This is a genomic window from Alicyclobacillus acidoterrestris, from assembly GCF_022674245.1.
In the GTDB taxonomy this organism is placed as follows: domain Bacteria; phylum Bacillota; class Bacilli; order Alicyclobacillales; family Alicyclobacillaceae; genus Alicyclobacillus; species Alicyclobacillus acidoterrestris.
The window spans coordinates 3,191,256-3,208,442 of record NZ_CP080467.1 but is presented as its reverse complement, the minus strand read 5'-3'; the positions used below and the strand labels follow the sequence as shown (position 1 = coordinate 3,208,442).

Here is a 17,187-nt window from a genome sequence, read left to right as displayed (position 1 = left end):
ATGGCAAACGTAATCAACGTACCTGCCGATCAGCCAACGATAACCGCGGCCATCGCAGCAGCGAACACGTACGATACCATCCGAGTTGCTCCAGGCGTTTATCACGAGACCGTCATCATCACGAAGATTGTTCAACTATTGGGTGCTCAAGCAGGGGTTGATGCTACGAGTCGTGGTGAATACGCGATGGAGAGCATTATCGTATCCAGTGATACGACGGGATCCGTTCAAATTCAATCGGACAACGTGGTCTTTGATGGCTTCACAGTCGAGATGAATACGCAATGGGCGGGTATTTTTGCGCCAACGACGGTATCTGGTTACTCCATTCTAAACAACATTGTGAGAAACAACGTAACGGGCATGTATGTCCACTCGAACGGGGAGAAGATGGTACAAATTCGGAATAATCTGTTGGTTGACAACAGTGGATTCGGAAATGCCATTTATGCATCTCTTGGGATGACAAATGCCTTCATAGAGGGGAACTATTTTGCTGGCGGCCACAGCCAAGCTTCCATCAATATTGGTGGAGCCCCGGGCACCCCCAACAACAATCTGACCATCGCTCACAATCGGTTTTTTCGCGACAACTCCATTGCCTTGACGAGCACGACAAACGTGTTGGTCAGTGGGAATATCATGCAAGAGACGCAGGGATCTTCGATATTTTTCGGCGGAGCGACAAACGACACAGAGATCGTTGGGAATGTCCTTGAAGGCGGAGTATCGTCGGGCATTCGGGTGACGACGGCCTTTAGCAGCGGCGTACCGAACGCCAATATCGTGGCACATGACAACGCCATCCAGGGGAATGCGGTGGCGGGTTTGGACCTAGACACTGGCGCCTATGACGCGACCGCGCCCAATTTGCGTTTGGACGCGACAAACAACTGGTGGGGAAGTTCAAGTGGGCCGGCGCCTGTTGGGGACGGTGATGCCGTGATCGACCCAGATGGTGTGGTGGAATATGTGCCATTTTTAACGGCCAACCCACTCCCAACCCCCGGGGCCGTTCGTACGACGGGCCCGATTTTATGCACGGGAACGGACGCACAGTCTATCTATGTGTCCATCTTGAACAATGATTTAAATCACCAGGCATCGATTCAAATGCTTGGATTTTACCTGTCTGAAGGGAATAAATCCCCGTATGTACACGAACTGTTCTATTTGTCGCCCCTGACAAATACTACAAGAACTTATCAGGTACAATTCACATCGCAATACGAGTTTCAATTCGGCATTACGGGTACGCAAGACGTCAATATTGCCGTCTGGGGACTGGATGCGTCTGGGAATGTGATTTCCTCCATTCGTTTGGTCGCAGAAGAAATGGCGAGTATTCAGATGCTGACGCCCGGTGTGCCCTAAGCGCCGTTTCCAGAACGACTTCGACTGACAATACCTCTAGCCGGATGCTGTGGAACCACAAGATCCAGGTCACGGCAGAACGGCGGGCCATTCCGTTTGTCCAGACTTGCTTTAGCGCAGTCGCCATCGAGGGGCGTTTGGCCAGGCGCGTGTACTTGGGTGTCTCCGGCAGGGCGAAGCGCAGGACAATCGTGTAGAGCGCTGGAATGGCGCCGATGAGAAATACGACTCGCCAGCCTGCGGAGGGAATGACAAAAAAGGACACGAGCGCCGCGATGAGAGAGCCAAATGCCCAGAACATTTCAAGGAAGACGACGCGTCGGCCGCGGACGTCGTCTGGTGAGGATTCCAGAACATATGTGGTGGCCACGGGCAATTCCCCACCGAGTCCTAAGCCTACGAAGAAACGCAGAAGAATAAACAGGCCGACACCTGCTGCGAAGGCTGAGAGCCCTGTTGCGATGCTGTAAATTAACAAGGTGAATAAGAAGATGCTGCGCCGTCCGAATTTGTCGGCGAGGGAACCGGCAAATGCCGATCCGACGGCCATACCAATGGAACTGACGCTGCCAATTAAACCTGTGACGGTCGTCGAAAGATGCCACTCTTTGGCAAGCGACACGAGCACATACGACAAAAGTCCGACATCGAACGAGTCGAACAGCAAGCCAAATCCAGACGAAGTGAGTATTCGTGCAGCAGAAACCTGCTTGGGCTGCACTATCGGTGTACTCGCCATCGTACGCACGCTCCTCTCAAAGAACTTCTAGACCCATATATGAGTTCCGCGGATGCCTTGTGCATACGCGCACAAGGAATTTTAGGATGGACGTCGAATCCTTTGTCATACAGCATGCGAACGTATGTTTGTGAGAGAGTAGGTGAATTCGTGCTGCGCATTCTCCATACAGCGGACTTACATGTGGGGACGCCGCTGCGGGTCGCCGCCGAGGAGTTGCCGGAACAGGTGGCAAAAACATTGCGGCAAGCAGTGGATACGATTCTAGCGCGTTTGGTAGATTACGCTATCGACGCGCAGGTGGACGCCGTGATGATTGTGGGAGATTTGTTCGACGGGACAGACCCGCCTGTGAGTGTCCAATATGACGTGTACCGCCAGTTTCGGCGCCTTGCCAATCATGGCATTCCAGTGGTTCTTACGCACGGTAACCACGACCCAGCAGGTGCGCCAGCCTTGTTTCAGTGGCCCGACAGCGTTCACGTTCTGGGCGGACAGGCGCATGGGGAATCGGTGTGCGACCTCATGTTGCCGCTGCAGAGTTATCGCGTGCAGTTTTCCGGGTTCAGCTACGGTTCGCGGGAGTTGTACGGATCGAAAGTGGGTGAGTTTCACCGGCTGCCCGAGGCGGATATCGCGATAGCGATGTACCATGGGCAAATTGGCGGATCGTATGGATCACACGCGCCCTACGCCGCTGCACCGCTGGAAGAGGTGGTGCGCCAGCCAGGCTTTGACGCATGGGCGCTTGGGCATATTCATCGCCATCGCGTATTGCGTGAACGCGGGCCGTTCGTCGGTTATCCTGGCGCACCACAGGGGCGCGATGTGAGTGAGATGGGCCCGCATGGGGCCATTCTGCTGACATGGGATGACCGTTTGCATTTGACACACACTTTTTTGCCGTTTTCGACGGTGGAATGGCAGCGTGTCGACGTGGATGTGAGTGACTCGACGACCATTGACGACGTATGGGCGGCTGTCGCTGCTGAGTTAAAAGGAGATACCGTGCTGCGACTTGTCCATCTTTGCTTGTCAGGGCGCAGTTTCTTGCACAACAGCCTCAATTTGCCCGAAGCTAAGGCCATCTTTCAGCATGCGGCCGATGACGAGTCACTTGCAGTCTGGATACATCGCTATACCAGCGCGGTGGAACCGGACGTCGACTTTGGCGTTTGGGAAACGTCTGACAGTTACGTTGGACAGTTGCTTCAGTTATTGCGGCAGGCCGAATTGGAACCAGAGGCTGTGTTCGCGCTGCTTGCCGACGGTGGCTGGAAGGAAAGGGAGTGCGCCCTCGTCGCGGAGGCATTGAAACAGGACCCGGAGGGCGTGATGCAGCGGGTTCGCCAAATTCTGTTAAGCCATATGCACCCCGAAAAAGGCGATTTGGAACTGGTAGAATGGAGGGGTATGCATGCGGCTGCAGGGTCTGTGGATTGACCATGTAGGTCCGTACCGGGACTGGTCTGTCACCTTTCACAGTGAGGGTCTACACGTGCTTTACGGTCGCAACGAGGCGGGAAAGAGCAGTATGCTGGCCGCGATTCGCGGCGGCCTATTCGGCGTCGCGCGACTGGCGGAAGGGACCACGCCGGTGCGGCCTGGAGCACACGTTCGACTGCAGCTGCGCCAGGAGTCGGGGGAACTCGTCACGTTGGAGAGGAGTCTCGGGCGGCGGACGGCGCCGCGGCTCACTGGAGAGGACGGGAAGAAAGGCACAGGCCAGGGGGAACTGGCTGCATGGTTTCCGGAATTCGCACAGGTTGAGCAAGTGTTGTACGAGACGTTCTTCACACTCCAATTGGCAGATTTAGTCGCTTTTTCGGAGAAACCGAATGCGCGTATTTCGCAGTTGTTTGGCCTGCGCGCCCTCTTAATCAACCCCTATGAGTTGGAGGCGGCCACCGATAAGGCGGCCGGTGAAATTTTCAATCCGAGTCGGCGTGCGAGTCGGCCGCGGTTGAATCAGGTGTTGCGGGCGCATCGGGAAGTGGCCGAGGCATTGCAAACTTCGCCCGATAGGGCTGGGTGGTACCGTCAGACCCTGCGACACCGCGACGAGGTGGAGCGCGAGCTGGCGGATGTACGGAACTTGCTTTTGGCCAGTGAACAGCGCCGCGACCACCTCGAGCGCGTGGTCTCAGTCTATGGCGCGGTACAGGAACTGATGGAAGATGAGGCGAAGATGGCTGCGCTTGGCCCTGTGCCAGAAGGAACCTATGAGATCTGGGTACAGGTCCCGACGTGGCTTGAGCGGCAGGCCGAGTTGGCGGACAAGCGTCAGCGTCTGCTCGAGCGAAAAACGACCCATGAGCACCGCCTTCACCAATTGCAGATGAAAGCTGCTGATGCAGAACTGCAGGGGGACGTGCAGGCTTGGCAGTTGCGAGTCCAGGCGCTAGAGCAATCGATTCGCGACTGGATAGCGCGTCAAGAGGCTGTGCGACATGCAAAGGCGCAGTTGGCTCGTGCGTGGGAGTCATTGCCGTCGGATTTATCAGCGGATGCGGTAGCACGCCTTGCCGAAATGACTCCGAATGATGCGCTCTATCGGCTTGCAGATGCCTACAGCCGAGCGGTGGCCACAGAGATGGAAGCGAGTCGTCAGCGGGATGCAGCTCGCGTGTGGGAGGCAGAACAACGCGAGGTCTTTCGCGAGGCGGTGGGTGCGGATTATCCGAGTGAGTCGCATGCTCGGGCGGCGATAGAGGAACGAGCGGTCCAGTTGCGCGAGATAGAAAGTGGGTACCGCGTGGATTTTGAGCGGTTGCGCGCGTGGCGCGACGAGATCGTCCGTCAGCCACGAGAAACCACTGGGGCTTCCCGTGCGATGGGGATGCGAGCCGCTATTCTCGCCGCCTTGGGCGTTGGTCTTGTCTTTGAATGGGTGAGGGGCAATTTCGTAAGTGTCTTCGTGCTTGCGATTGTGTTGGCGCTGACACTGCTCGGTGGTGGTTTCAACAGGCGTTTTTCACGTGAGATGGGTGGCAATCACGCGAAGAAACCGCCCTATATGACGCGTTGGAAAGGGTCTGTACACGTCGATTCGGTGGATGATGTGTTGGCGGACATCCTGGCCCACATCCAGGAGGTTGAGTTAGAACGCCAACGGGTTGAACGCGCGAAGTCGCTGCTCGGCAGTTACGAAGAAGCTGCCTATCGTCGGCGGCTGCGGGACACGGAGTGGCAGGTGGCGACAAATGAGCTGCAAGCGGCAGCGAGTCAGTACAAAGCCGCGCTCAACGAGACGAATTTCCCGTTGGAATTGTGGATGGCTGCTGATTTGGCGCAGTTCGCAGAGGCTGCACGCAATGTGATGCGTTGGCGCGCGGAGGTGGAGGAGACTTGTCGAGCCGTGCAACAACTGGGCCAGCACGTGCATGCAGAGCTGCTGGCAGCGCAATCCTGGTTGGACACGGTCGATCCGGCGCATGACGCGGGCTTCGCGGTGGCGCTAGAAGCGGCGCGCCAAAACCTTGACGCCCCGACGGCGGCGCAATGGGCGGTCGAGGCGTTGCAGGAGACACTCAACCGATTGAGTCAGATTGTCGCGTCGGGGGTTGAGGCGAACGCTGAGTGCGCCAGGCTGACGGAGCAGCTCGACGCTTGGCTAGTCGAGTTGCAAATGATCGAAGAACAGATGATATCGGTCGAGCAGCAGATTCAGCAAGTCTATCGGCAGTTCGGCGTCGATGACAGAGACGGTTATGAACGCTGCATGGAGCGCGAGGCGCACCGGCGGGCGTTACAAGTGCGTCGCGAACGCGCGCTGCAGGCGCTGGTGGTGCAGTGCAGTGGCGAAACGGCGGCGTTTCAAGTGGTGCAAATGGCCGCGCGTTCGTCCTTGTCGGCATTGCAAGAGTCTCTCATTGCAACCGAAGATGAAGTAGAGCAGAAACGTGCGCGCGTTGCGGCGCTACAGGAGGAGCTGTGGTCGCTAGACCATTCTCTGGAGATGAGTCGGTTAGGGGAACAAGGTCGTGCACTGCGCTGGCAGGCGGAGCAGCTGGAGGCGGACATTGCAGCTTTGAAGGCAGAATTCGCTGCCCAAGCTATCGCCAAGGCGCTGAGCGTCCGTGCCAGAATGGTCGTGGAAGCGCATCAGTCGTCCCCATTAATGGCCAACGCATCTGATTATATGGCCCGCATTACGGATGGCCGTTACTGTGCGTTGCGGGTACCGCTCGGTTCGAGTGGCTTGGAAAATGTGTATTTAGTCGATGATACAGGACAAGCGTTCGCGCTGTCCGACGTGTCCAGAGGCACGCGCGAACAGGTGTACCTCGCGTTGCGCTTGGCAGTTATCCGACAGTATCGCGAGCGAGGTGTGATTTTGCCAGTGATTTTGGATGACCCGCTCGTGAACTTTGACGATACGCGCGCGGGCAGGGTATTGGCAGTACTCGCCGAAGAGGCACAACAACAGCCGATATTGTACCTGACATGTCACGAGCGCTTGCTCGATGAAATTCAGCAAAAACCAGATGTGTACGTGCTGCCGATGCAGTGAGAAAGCGAGGAATACAGAGTGGCCGATGTTCGGTTTTGGTTTGGCCCGACGGGTAGTGGCAAATCCCACAGCGTCGTCGCGGACATGCGGAGGTTGACAGAACAGGCGCCGATTGGACCCACTTTGTTCTGGGTCGTGCCAGACGATGTGGCATTTGCCGCCGAGCAAATGTTGATGGAGCAAATTCCGTCGGCGCTGCGCTGTGAAGTCATTACGTTGACACGGTTGGCGGAGCGAATCCGGCAAGCGGCCGGCGGCAGTGACGAGCAAACGATTAATGCGTCCGGCAAGCAAATGTTGTTTGCTGACGTCTATCGGGAATTGCGCGACCAACTTGGCCCACTCAAGCGCGCGCAAGCCAATGTTGGGTTTTATCAGCTGGTGCTTGACGCCTTTGACGAGATGTCCCAGTACCAGGTCAATCTGGCTGCCCTGGAGGGGGCGCTCGAGTCGGCTGCAGCATCACTTGCAGCCGGTGTGCCGCGGGCGCAAATGACGGTTGGCAAATCGCTTATCGGAAAGTTGCGCGACCTTTGTCTGTTATACATTCGCTACCGCGAACGGCTTCGTGAAAAGGGATTTTTCGATCCGGCACTCTTACTCACAGCGGCGACAGCGGCCGTGCCGCAAGTGAATTGGCTCGCTGAGTCCACGTTTTATTTTGATGGGTTTCATCGCTTAACGTCTGATCAGGTTGCGCTGATGGGGGAAATTGCGGCGACAGCAAGTCAGAGTACCTTTACGTTTGTGCTCCCCGACGCATGGACGAATCAGGAATTGGATTTGGTGAAACACGCTTTTGCGCGTTGGCCGCAGTTTGAGCGATTGTCCAACTGGCTGCCGCACTTCCAAAATCACGGCCGCGAGTATTTCCCGGGCGTCCTGTATAGTGCATTGCAGTTGGCGGCGTGTCTCGAAAAAAAGGGCGTTTCTTGGACGTCGCAGGCGTTGGCGATATCCGCTGACGTCCGGCGAATTCGGCCGCTGTCCCAATTGGAAGAGGTGTTTCGCGGCGGTGAGTCGGTGGCGTCGGGTGGTGCCGCGGATGCGCTTCGCGTGTGGATGGCAGAAGATGACGAGGCTGAGGCACACGCTGTCGCGGATGAGATTTTGCGCCTGGTAGAGGAAGAACACGTTGCGTTTCGCGATATCGCAGTGCTGGTTCCGTCGCTTCAGGAGGAGGGCGTGCGGCTGCACGACGTCTTCAAGCGTTACGACATCCCGCATTCCTTAGATGCGTTTCCGCCGCTTGCCGCGCACGCGCTTGGACGGTTTTTGCTTGCAGCGTTGCGGGCTGTCGTGGAAGACCTGTCAACGGACGCGATGGCGCGATTGTTGCGAACCGATTTTCACGGGCTCAAGCAGGCTGATGTCGACTGGTTCGATATGTACTTGAAAGCCGCTGACGTCGCAGGTGCGAAAGTCTGGTTCCAGATGGAGGATTGGACATTTCGGCAGCAGGCTTCAACCGCTGATGCAATGGATTTTGCAGCGCAGGAAGACGAACGGGCCAATCGCCTGCGGAGGCATTTGATGGCGTTCTTTCAACCGTTTTACGAAGCCGTTTCAGCGGAAATCCTGACGCCTCTCGCGTTTGCACGGGCACTGTGGGATCTGCTGATGGCCGTGAACGCAAAATCGATTGTCGCAGAGTCGGTCGTGCTTGAAGATGTCCATCAAAATCCGCTCCAGGCGAGCCAGCATGAGCAGGCGTGGCAATTGACCGTTCAGCTTTTAAACGACCTCGCGAACGTGGGCGGCCAGGCCCAGTTTGTTCGCGAAGATTTGTTTCAGCTTGTCACGTCCGCATTGCTGGAGGAGAGGCAATCGACCATTCCCAGCGGCATTGACGACGTGTTGATCCGCCCGTACACACATGCGCACGCCTGGGTGAAGGATTACGTCTTTGTCGTTGGCGCATCTGACCGTGCGCTGCCTGAACGAGTGCAATCGAATGGGCTGCTACAGGATGACGAACGGGACATGTTTGCACGATTGTTTGGCATCCCGATTGGCTTCACGACCCGAGAGCTGACGGCGATTCACCAATTGACGCCGTATTTGCTGTTTACGCGGGCGAGCAAGCGATTGACGATTAGCTTCGCGCGGACCCATGGCGCCGCGGAACAGCGGCCGTCCCCGTATGTGATGCGACTTTGTGATGCCTGTGACATACCTGTACGACAGGTACATGCGCTCAACGAAGGAAGGAATCTAGCAACCGCTGACGACGCGCTATACGTGATGAGATCTTCTGTGGCGCTCGATTTGGTGGTGCAGATTTTTGCGCAAGCGAAAGACAAAGGCGACATGGAAGAACTGTTTGGCCGCCACGATTTATTGGATATCATATCGTGGTTTGGTGAAACGGATGAACGCAGTCGCCGGTTGCGGCGGGCGATTGCGGGGCTGTCGCACACGCTGCCAACGGGTCAGATAGAAGAGGCACTGGCGAAGCAACTCTATGGCTCCCCGTTGAAATTGAGCGTGCATCGCCTGGAGAGTTACGCCGCGTGCCCCTATCAATACTTTGTCCGGTTTGGCCTGCGGGTGGAGCCCGACATGACTCGGGCAAAGGTCGCTGCGGATGTTGGAAACCTTCTGCACGACACGGTGTTTCAACTGGTCGATATGCACCGCCGAGCGGAAGTGCGCTTTGAGCAATTGCAGTTGGCAGATATGACGCAACTGGCTGAGCGCGTGTTTGCGGAACAGTTGGCCCGAGGGCAGCACGCGGATTTTCAAGGTGGCGTTTTAGGGGCGCGTGCGGCCGACTTGCGCAATTATTTGCATGCGGTGGCGGAAGTATTATGGTTGCAGGCGAAACAAGGCGCATATGAGCCGTTCGAGCTAGAGTGGTCGTTTGGGTTTGAGGATAGCGATAGCTCCCCCTTGACCATCCATTTGGAGAACGGTGAGGATGTGGTGATTCGAGGTCGAGTCGACCGGCTGGATGTGTATGAAGATGGGGATACCACTTGGTTCCGCATTTTTGATTACAAGAGTGGTCGCAGTCAGAAACTCGATGCCACTCGCATGTTTTACGGGTTGCAGCTGCAGTTGATTGTGTACCTTGCGGTGGTCCAGCAAAAACTGGGCCGTGAGGGCAAACAGGCTCGTCCGGCGGGTGCATTTTATTTGCCGTTATTGAATCTGCCAGCCATCTCGGAAGTTCCAGAGCCAGATGCGGCTGCGCTGTCCGCTTTGCGCAAGGCGTATGTGCCTGAAGGATACTTCAACGCAAACGGCACGGCGATTTCTGCGATGGATAGGAATTTCCCTGATGGCAAGTCCGAACTCTTTGGTGACTTGTTCAAGAAAGACGGTACGTTTCGCCAGCATGCGAAGGTCTGGACGGATGATGAGTGGGCGAATGCCGTGGCGTTTGTGCGCGAGCGCATCGAACAAATTGCGACGGACCTAAGTTTGGGCAAGGTGCCTGTACGACCGTATCTGCAGGCGCACAACGACAGCGCGTGCACCCGGTGTTCCTTCCGCAAGGTTTGTCACTTTGAACCGTTAGATCACGGCGCGTCGTATCACGTGCTATTGGCCAAGCGGTTCGACGATATCGTCAGTTCATCCGCCGAGGAAGGTGAAGACCAATGAAGTGGTCACAAGCGCAGTCGAGCGCCATTACGACGACCAAGAGGAACCTGATCGTTTCGGCGGGCGCAGGGTCAGGAAAGACGGCCGTCCTCGTTGAGCGGGTGCTTCATCTGCTTGAAACCGACCCCGCCCTGAACATGGAGAATATCTTGGTGATGACGTTTACGGAAGCGGCCGCCGGAGAGATGCGTCAGCGTATTGCGGTGCGAATCCAGGAGCGCATTCAGGAATATCGTCAGATGGGCAATTCCGCTGCGGCACAGCGGTTGCGTCGGCAGTCGTCGTCGCTGTGGCAAGCGCAGATCTCGACCATTCACAGCTTTTGTCTCGAGGTTGTGCGCCAAAATCTTTTGTATCTCGATTTGGCACCAGATTTCCGCTTGCTCGACGCGAACGAGCAGGCGCTGCTTTCGATAGACGTCGCAAATCATGTGATTGAGCGTGCGTTGGCCGACGACTCTGGCGACGCGCAGGCGATTCGACAGATGATGATTGGGCTTCGGCTGGCCGATGACAAAAATCTGGCGAAAGTTTTGCTGCGGCTCTATGACGCCGCCAACAGCCAAGTGCATCCGGAAACCTGGTTACAGGAAATCGCGCAAGCGTATCCCTCCACATATCGGCTGTGGAGTGAAACGCCGTTTGCCAACGCCTTTTCAGCTTGGGTTCTTGAACACCTGGAAATGGCGCACAACGATTTTGCATTGGCTCACACGTTAGCCGAGACCATTCCCGAGGTGGACAAGTACGCGGCGTGGTTACAGGACGCGAAAGATATCGTTGCGCAGGCGCGCCATGCGTTCGAATCCGCGACGGGGACAATCGACTTTGACGAACTCGCGGCGTCCATCTCGCGGTTTACGGCGTTGAAATCCCCGCGCAGTTCTTATAAAGGGCCGGAGTTACAGCAAATCAAAGTCTTGCGCGACGAGGGAATGGAGAGTATGAAAGCCATTGTTCCCGTCCTTGCGCGGGGCGTCGAAGGCCTATCTCAAGATCTCGTCCTGTTGTCGCCACATATTAAGACGCTATGCCAACTCGTAGAAGCTGTCATAGAGGAAATGAGGCGGCGGAAGCAGGCGGAGGGCGTGATCGACTTTCAGGACCTGGAGCATCTGGCCTTCACTGCGCTGGCGGACGAACAATCCGGCGCGCTGTATCGGTTGCAGGAGAATTATCGTCACGTGTTCGTCGACGAATACCAGGATACCAGTCCGATTCAGGATGCGATTGTCGATCTCGCCACGCTCGACCAGGACAACCTGTTTGCCGTGGGCGACGTCAAGCAGAGCATCTATCGCTTCCGAATGGCGGAGCCGGGCCTATTTCTCAATCGCTATGGGCGCTACCAGGCGGAGGATGGCGGCTTGGCGATTGACTTGACCGAAAACTATCGAAGCCGTGACGGTGTTGTACATTTCGTCAATTTCGTCTTTGGACAATTGTTCAGTCCGGAATTGACGGGGTTTGCGTACGACAAGCGGGCTCGTATGGTCGTCGGGGCATCTTACCCGCCGGCGGAGCCGTCCAGTCCATTGGTTGAAGTGCATTTCTTGGACCGCTCCTCGGCGCTTTCAGAGAACGTGCAAGCGGATAGCACGGAAGTGGCAAGGCAAGAAAGTGCGAAGCCGTTTGAAGACGTCGACGTGTCGGCGCTGGAGCGGGAGGCGCGCGTGGTTGCCAAGCGGATTCGGGAAATGATGGAGGCGGAGAACGTCCAGGTCTGGGATAACAAAGCGGGCGCCAACCGCAAACTCGCGTTTGGCGACATCGCCGTGCTTTTGAGGTCTGGACGCGGCGCGTTGAATACGGTCGTCGACGTGTTGCAAGCATCTGGCATTCCCGTGTCGGCGACGACCTCGACTGGATTTTTTGAGGCGTTAGAAGTGCAGTGGCTCATGGCGTGCTTGAGCGTTATCGACAATCCGCGAGACGACTTGCCATTGGTGACGCTATTGAGGTCACCGTTTGTCGGTTGGGATGAAAACATGCTGGCTCGCGTGCGACTCAGTTCGCGACGAACGCTTTGGGACGGCGTGCGTAGAATCGCACGGCATGATGATGAGGCTTCACTTGATGAATCACAAAAACGGATTCGAGATGAAGACTCCGTCTCTCGAGCGCGGGCGTTTTTGCAGCAACTGGAGACCTGGCGAACATTTGCGCGGCAGTCGAGCGTCGTCGACACGCTGTACCGCGTGATGGAAGATGTGGATTACATGCGTTATGTTCGCGGCATGTCGCGCGGCAAGATTCGCAAGGCGAACGTGCAAAAATTGCTCGACTTGGCCCGCGCCTATGACGAGCGCACGAATTTCGCGGGGCTTTACGGTTTTCTGCAACAGTGGCAGCGAGAAGATGAAGCCGATTTAGATTTGGGCGCTGCCAACGTCACGGAGCCGGATGCGGTTCAGGTGATGACGATTCACCGCAGTAAGGGTCTTGAGTACCCGGTGGTGTTCGTCATTGACTTAGGCAAGCAGTTTCGCCTGACGCAGGATATTTTGTACGTCAATCGTGATGTGGGCATTGGCGCCGTGGCGTATGACCCGCACACCCATCAGCGCTGGCGAACGGTTTCGTCGATCGCTGCGACACACGCGGAACGCCGCAGCACGCTCGCCGAGGAAGCACGTGTGCTCTACGTCGCGTTTACACGCGCACGTGAGCGGTTGATTGTCGTCGGCTCTACACAAAATCTCGCGCGTCAGGTGAATAAGGCTGTGTACGCGCATGGCGGACAACGCCAGCAACTGCTCGCCGGCGCCTTTACCGGGGCCAAGTCGTTCATGGATTGGCTTTTGCCGATAATGCTGCGCCATCCTCGGGCCACTGCGCTGCAGCAATTGGTGCAATCGGATAGTTGGGATGGCCACGTCTTTGCGACGGAGGGTGATCATCTCGCACTCTACGTCTACGACATGAATCAGGTGGCTGCGAGTGAAACAAAGCGTCAGAACGTAGACAAGAGTTCTGAGTGGGCGTGGGACGCCATTGTGGAGCGCATCGCACAGCAGCCGCGCGAGCGTGCGACGATTCGCATTGTCGATCGGCCGGATCACGCGCTCGATGTGTTATTCGGCAAAGTATCTGCGACGGATATGCGCCGTCTTCACGTCGCGCTGATGGGGGATGCGCCGGTTCGGAGACGGCAGGCGGCTGCCTCTTTGCTCGAAGATCCGGCGTTTGTGCGCCCGAACGCCGTCACACCTCGAGAAGAAGGGATTGCGTTCCACGCGTTTATGCAGCGGTTTCGCATGTCGATTGACGGGGACGAAGCGTCGATTGCGCAGGAAATCGAGCGTTTGATTGAGGAGAAGCAAATCGATGCCAAGATTGCTGCGGCTGTCAACATCCCACAGGTGGCAAGGTTCCTCCAGTCGCCGCTGGGACGGCGCATGCAAAAAGGCCTTCGGGTGTTTCGGGAACAGCCCTTTTTCCACCGGATCGACGTGCCTGTCGACAACGGACGGCGAACGGTCCCCATCGTGGCACAAGGCGTCATTGACTGCTTGGTCGAGGAGGCGGATGGGTGGTTGGTGATTGACTACAAAACCGATCACGTGGACGCCGCGAATGTGACCTCCGCCAAGCGCGAGTACGAGGCGCAGGTGGCCACCTACCTGGAGGCCCTCCGACCGCTGACAAAGACGAAGCCCGTTCAGGCGTTCCTTTACTTCGTACGGCCTAATACCGCGCTCGAAGTGGAGTCTCTGTCGCTTCCGGACATCTTTGTCGAGTTGCTTCGTCGCCATCGCCAGCAAGGCGAATAGACGACAAAACGGCCCCGTTCACCTGTTCTTTCTGGTGAACGGGGCCGTTTTGATGAAATGCGGAACTCAGTTACAGTGCAGCCAGTTGGTTTTTCAGGTGGTCGTCTGTCAGCCAACCGCGAATGGCGTCGGCCAGCTTTGGTTCCGACAGACCAAATGACAAGTTTGCGCGCAACCAGCCTTCCAGATTGCCAATATCGTGGCGTACACCCTCAAATTGAAAGCCGTCGACGAGTCCTTTTGCCGCCAATTGTTGAATGGCGTCGGTGAGTTGGAGTTCTCCTCCATGTCCGAGCGGAGTCTCTTCGAGTGCGTCAAAAATTGAGGCAGGCAAGATGTAGCGACCAAGCACCGCCAAGTTGGATGGGGCCTCATCGGCGCTCGGTTTTTCGATCACGCGCTGCACTGGCACCACGCCTGGTTTCGCCGAGGCAGGGCCAGATTCGACGATGCCGTACTTGGACACGTCTTTTTGTGGAACGGGCTGGATGCCTAGTAACGCTCGTTCTGCATCCTCATAGTGTTGCATCAGTTGCCGAGTGACCGGCGAACTGGACTGGATGATATCGTCGCCGAGCAGCACTGCAAACGGTTCTTGTCCCACAAAAGACTTTGCGCAGAGAATGGCATGCCCAAGGCCTAGCGGCGTTTTCTGGCGAGTGTAGTGGATGTCCACCAGATCAGAAATCGCCTTCACTTCCGTCAACATATTTGCTTTACGACTTTGCTCTAAGTGAAGTTCCAATTCCGGTGATCTGTCGAAATGGTCTTCAATCGCCTTTTTGGCGCGGCCTGTAATAATTAGAATTTCTTCAATTCCCGCATAAACCGCTTCCTCGACGATGTACTGGATACACGGTTTATTTAAAATCGGGAGCATTTCTTTTGGCACAGCTTTTGTAGCTGGCAACATGCGAGTGCCAAACCCGGCAGCCGGGATGACCGCCTTGCGTACCTTCATATGATTCACCCCTGGCACGTATCAATCGAGACCTCATTGTATCGTATCACAAAAGATTATACACGCTCCCACAACTTTCTGCATGAAACGGGTGGTGACGTGTCGATTCGGAACATTTATCACCTTCTCTGTCACCGGTTCAAACATACAGTATGACATCAGAACCTTTGGGCAGGAGTCGATGACTGGGATGCCCGAGCGCAAGCCTGAAATGGGCAAATGGTTGTTGTATCAATTCTTTCGGAGAAATGAACAGATAGCAAAGTTTCTGCCAGAGACGAAAAAATATACGGTAGAGAACTTCGGGACGCTCATTGGCAAATACAAAACGGTTTACGTCAAACCGGTCGCTGGAAGTCAGGGGAAGGGAATTATGAAGGCGTGGTATGACGGGAAATCGATTGTGGTACAGCACACTGTTCGGAAACAACGGAAGTTTCCAGATGTGAAATCTGCTGCGAACTATATCGATAATTTGCGTGACGGCAAAATGTATATCGTGCAGCAGGGTATCAAGCTTGCCAAGGTAGGTGGGCGTCCGATGGACATTCGCGTGATGATGCAACGCGAAAAACCAGGCGGGCGGTGGCGTTATTCTGGAATGATTGCCAAGATTGCTGGAGGGAATAGCGTGGTGACGAACACGGCGCTCAGCCGCGGCCGGGTGATGGACGTGGATAGTGCACTGCAAACGGCGCTAGGCTGGACACCCGCGAAAGTCAAGCGAACCGTCAAAGAACTCGAGCGATTAGGCTATCTTTTTGCACGGCACTTTGACACCTATCAACGCTATCGCGAACTAGGTTTTGATGTGGCGATTAGCTCGTCTGGTCGCATCTGGTTGCTTGAGCAAAATACGGCGCCCAGTCATGCGCTGTTCGCACGCAACCAAAAAAATCTCGCTCCTTACAAACGCATTCAGTATCGTTGGGGCGTGTACGAGCGTGCGCGCAAGGCGAAGCACGCTTAGAACAGTCGCCCGGTCGTCGTACGTGTCAACTGAATGGGCACGATGTCACCTGCTTCGTATACTTGCTCATCGAGTCGAATGATGGCGTTGACACAGGCGAGCCCTGTCACCAGGCCGGACGATTGACCCACTTGAGGTTCTACGCGTACTTGAACGCCGTCGACGCCGGCCGTCGCGCGATAAAAGCGGACGTGTTTGATGGGTTTCAGGCGAATGGATTGCGTCAGCACCGCCTCCTGCGCGAACATCGCCGCATCTATACCTAGTGAACGACGGATGGCTGGGAGGACGAGGACGTGAAACTGAACAAAGCAGGCGGCAGGGTTGCCGGATAAGCCGAACACTGTAGTCCGTCCCGCTCTTCCTGCCAGGAATGGTGATCCGGGTCGCATCCACACGCGTTCGATGGGCAACTGCTCAGTGCCGCACAATCTGCGGATGACACTTGTGGCATAGTCAGTGTCGCCGACGGAGGCACCTCCAGTGAGCAGGACGTAGTCGACGCCATCTGCTATGAACCGGGCCGCTCTTTGCTCAATGCGTTCGGGATGGTCATCGACGTACGAGATATCGACCACCTGTGCGCCCAGTGCCTCAAGTGTGGATTGCAAAAATGCGTCACTGGCCGCATACACCTGTGCTGCACAGAGTGGCTTCGTCGGGTCTGTGACGAGTTCGCTGCCAGTGCTGACAATCCCGACGCGCACAGGCGCGTAGATTGGGATACTGGTGACGCCGGCTGCGCGTAGTACGGCTATCGTCTGGCCGTCGATTTGCGCTCCCCGCGATAAAAGCACCGCACCTTGAGCTGTGTCCTGGCCGCGGGGTTGAATCGATTCGCCAGCAGAGATAGGCCGTAGGAGCCGGATAGTATGGGCATCAATCCATTCTGTCCATTCTTTGCGGACGACGGCGGCGGTATTTTCCGGAACCGGTGCGCCAGTGCGAATCTGCACGGCTGTGCCAGGGGAGACTGGCGTCTTAGGCTGTTCGCCCGCATGGATATCGGCAACCACCTGTAACGGTTGCGTGCCCGCAATGTCAGAGCGGTGTACGGCAAAGCCGTCCATCATCGCGCGTGCGAACGGAGGTAGGTCAATCGCCGCGCGAACATCGTCGGCGAGCGTCGCCGTGCTAGGTGCCTTCGTCCACACATTCCGCTCGATGATGCGGCGGGGTGCGGCGAGATGGATGGCGATGTCCAGTGCTTCGTCGTATGTACAAATTGATCTCACCCAAATTGCCCCC

9 protein-coding genes are annotated in these 17,187 nt (G+C 56.4%); 6 read left to right on the top strand and 3 right to left on the bottom strand.

Annotation, left to right across the window (positions count from 1 at the left end):
- Positions 1–1,374, top strand: coding sequence for a right-handed parallel beta-helix repeat-containing protein (locus K1I37_RS15800; protein WP_021298265.1), 1,374 nt, complete (start codon positions 1–3; stop codon positions 1,372–1,374).
- Here the strand turns inward: K1I37_RS15800 and K1I37_RS15795 are convergent.
- A complete protein-coding gene (locus tag K1I37_RS15795) occupies positions 1,265–2,113 on the bottom strand; it encodes an MFS transporter (protein WP_081654259.1) in 849 nt (282 codons plus the stop codon). The genes K1I37_RS15800 and K1I37_RS15795 overlap by 110 nt on opposite strands.
- Positions 2,114–2,263: 150 nt before the next feature.
- On the opposite strand from K1I37_RS15795, the gene K1I37_RS15790 reads away from it, so the two are divergent.
- The 4 genes from K1I37_RS15790 to addA are packed head-to-tail and all read left to right on the top strand — an operon-like array spanning position 2,264 to position 14,008.
- Complete coding sequence (locus K1I37_RS15790; RefSeq protein ID WP_021298263.1) at positions 2,264–3,556, top strand: metallophosphoesterase family protein; 1,293 nt, start codon at positions 2,264–2,266, stop codon at positions 3,554–3,556.
- A complete protein-coding gene (locus tag K1I37_RS15785) occupies positions 3,531–6,626 on the top strand; it encodes an AAA family ATPase (protein ID WP_021298262.1) in 3,096 nt (1,031 codons plus the stop codon). Before K1I37_RS15790 ends, K1I37_RS15785 begins: the two co-directional genes overlap by 26 nt.
- A gap of 18 nt (positions 6,627–6,644) precedes the next feature.
- Positions 6,645–10,235 (top strand): PD-(D/E)XK nuclease family protein, encoded by a 3,591-nt coding sequence (locus K1I37_RS15780; RefSeq protein ID WP_021298261.1) that lies wholly within the window; start codon positions 6,645–6,647, stop codon positions 10,233–10,235.
- On the top strand, positions 10,232–14,008 hold the full coding sequence (addA, locus tag K1I37_RS15775) for a helicase-exonuclease AddAB subunit AddA (RefSeq protein ID WP_021298260.1): 3,777 nt from the start codon (positions 10,232–10,234) through the stop codon (positions 14,006–14,008). The genes K1I37_RS15780 and addA overlap by 4 nt, the downstream gene beginning before the upstream one ends.
- A 70-nt stretch (positions 14,009–14,078) precedes the next feature.
- On the opposite strand, the gene galU is transcribed toward addA, so the two are convergent.
- The gene (galU, locus tag K1I37_RS15770; protein ID WP_021298259.1) at positions 14,079–14,969 is read right to left on the bottom strand and encodes a UTP--glucose-1-phosphate uridylyltransferase GalU; all 891 of its coding nucleotides are present in this window, start codon (positions 14,967–14,969) and stop codon (positions 14,079–14,081) included.
- Between the two features lie 190 nt (positions 14,970–15,159).
- On the opposite strand from galU, the gene K1I37_RS15765 reads away from it, so the two are divergent.
- Positions 15,160–15,939, top strand: coding sequence for a YheC/YheD family protein (locus K1I37_RS15765; protein ID WP_021298258.1), 780 nt, complete (start codon positions 15,160–15,162; stop codon positions 15,937–15,939).
- On the opposite strand, the gene K1I37_RS15760 is transcribed toward K1I37_RS15765, so the two are convergent.
- The gene (locus tag K1I37_RS15760; RefSeq protein ID WP_021298257.1) at positions 15,936–17,174 is read right to left on the bottom strand and encodes a molybdopterin molybdotransferase MoeA; all 1,239 of its coding nucleotides are present in this window, start codon (positions 17,172–17,174) and stop codon (positions 15,936–15,938) included. The genes K1I37_RS15765 and K1I37_RS15760 overlap by 4 nt on opposite strands.
- Between the last annotated feature and the right edge of the window lie 13 nt (positions 17,175–17,187).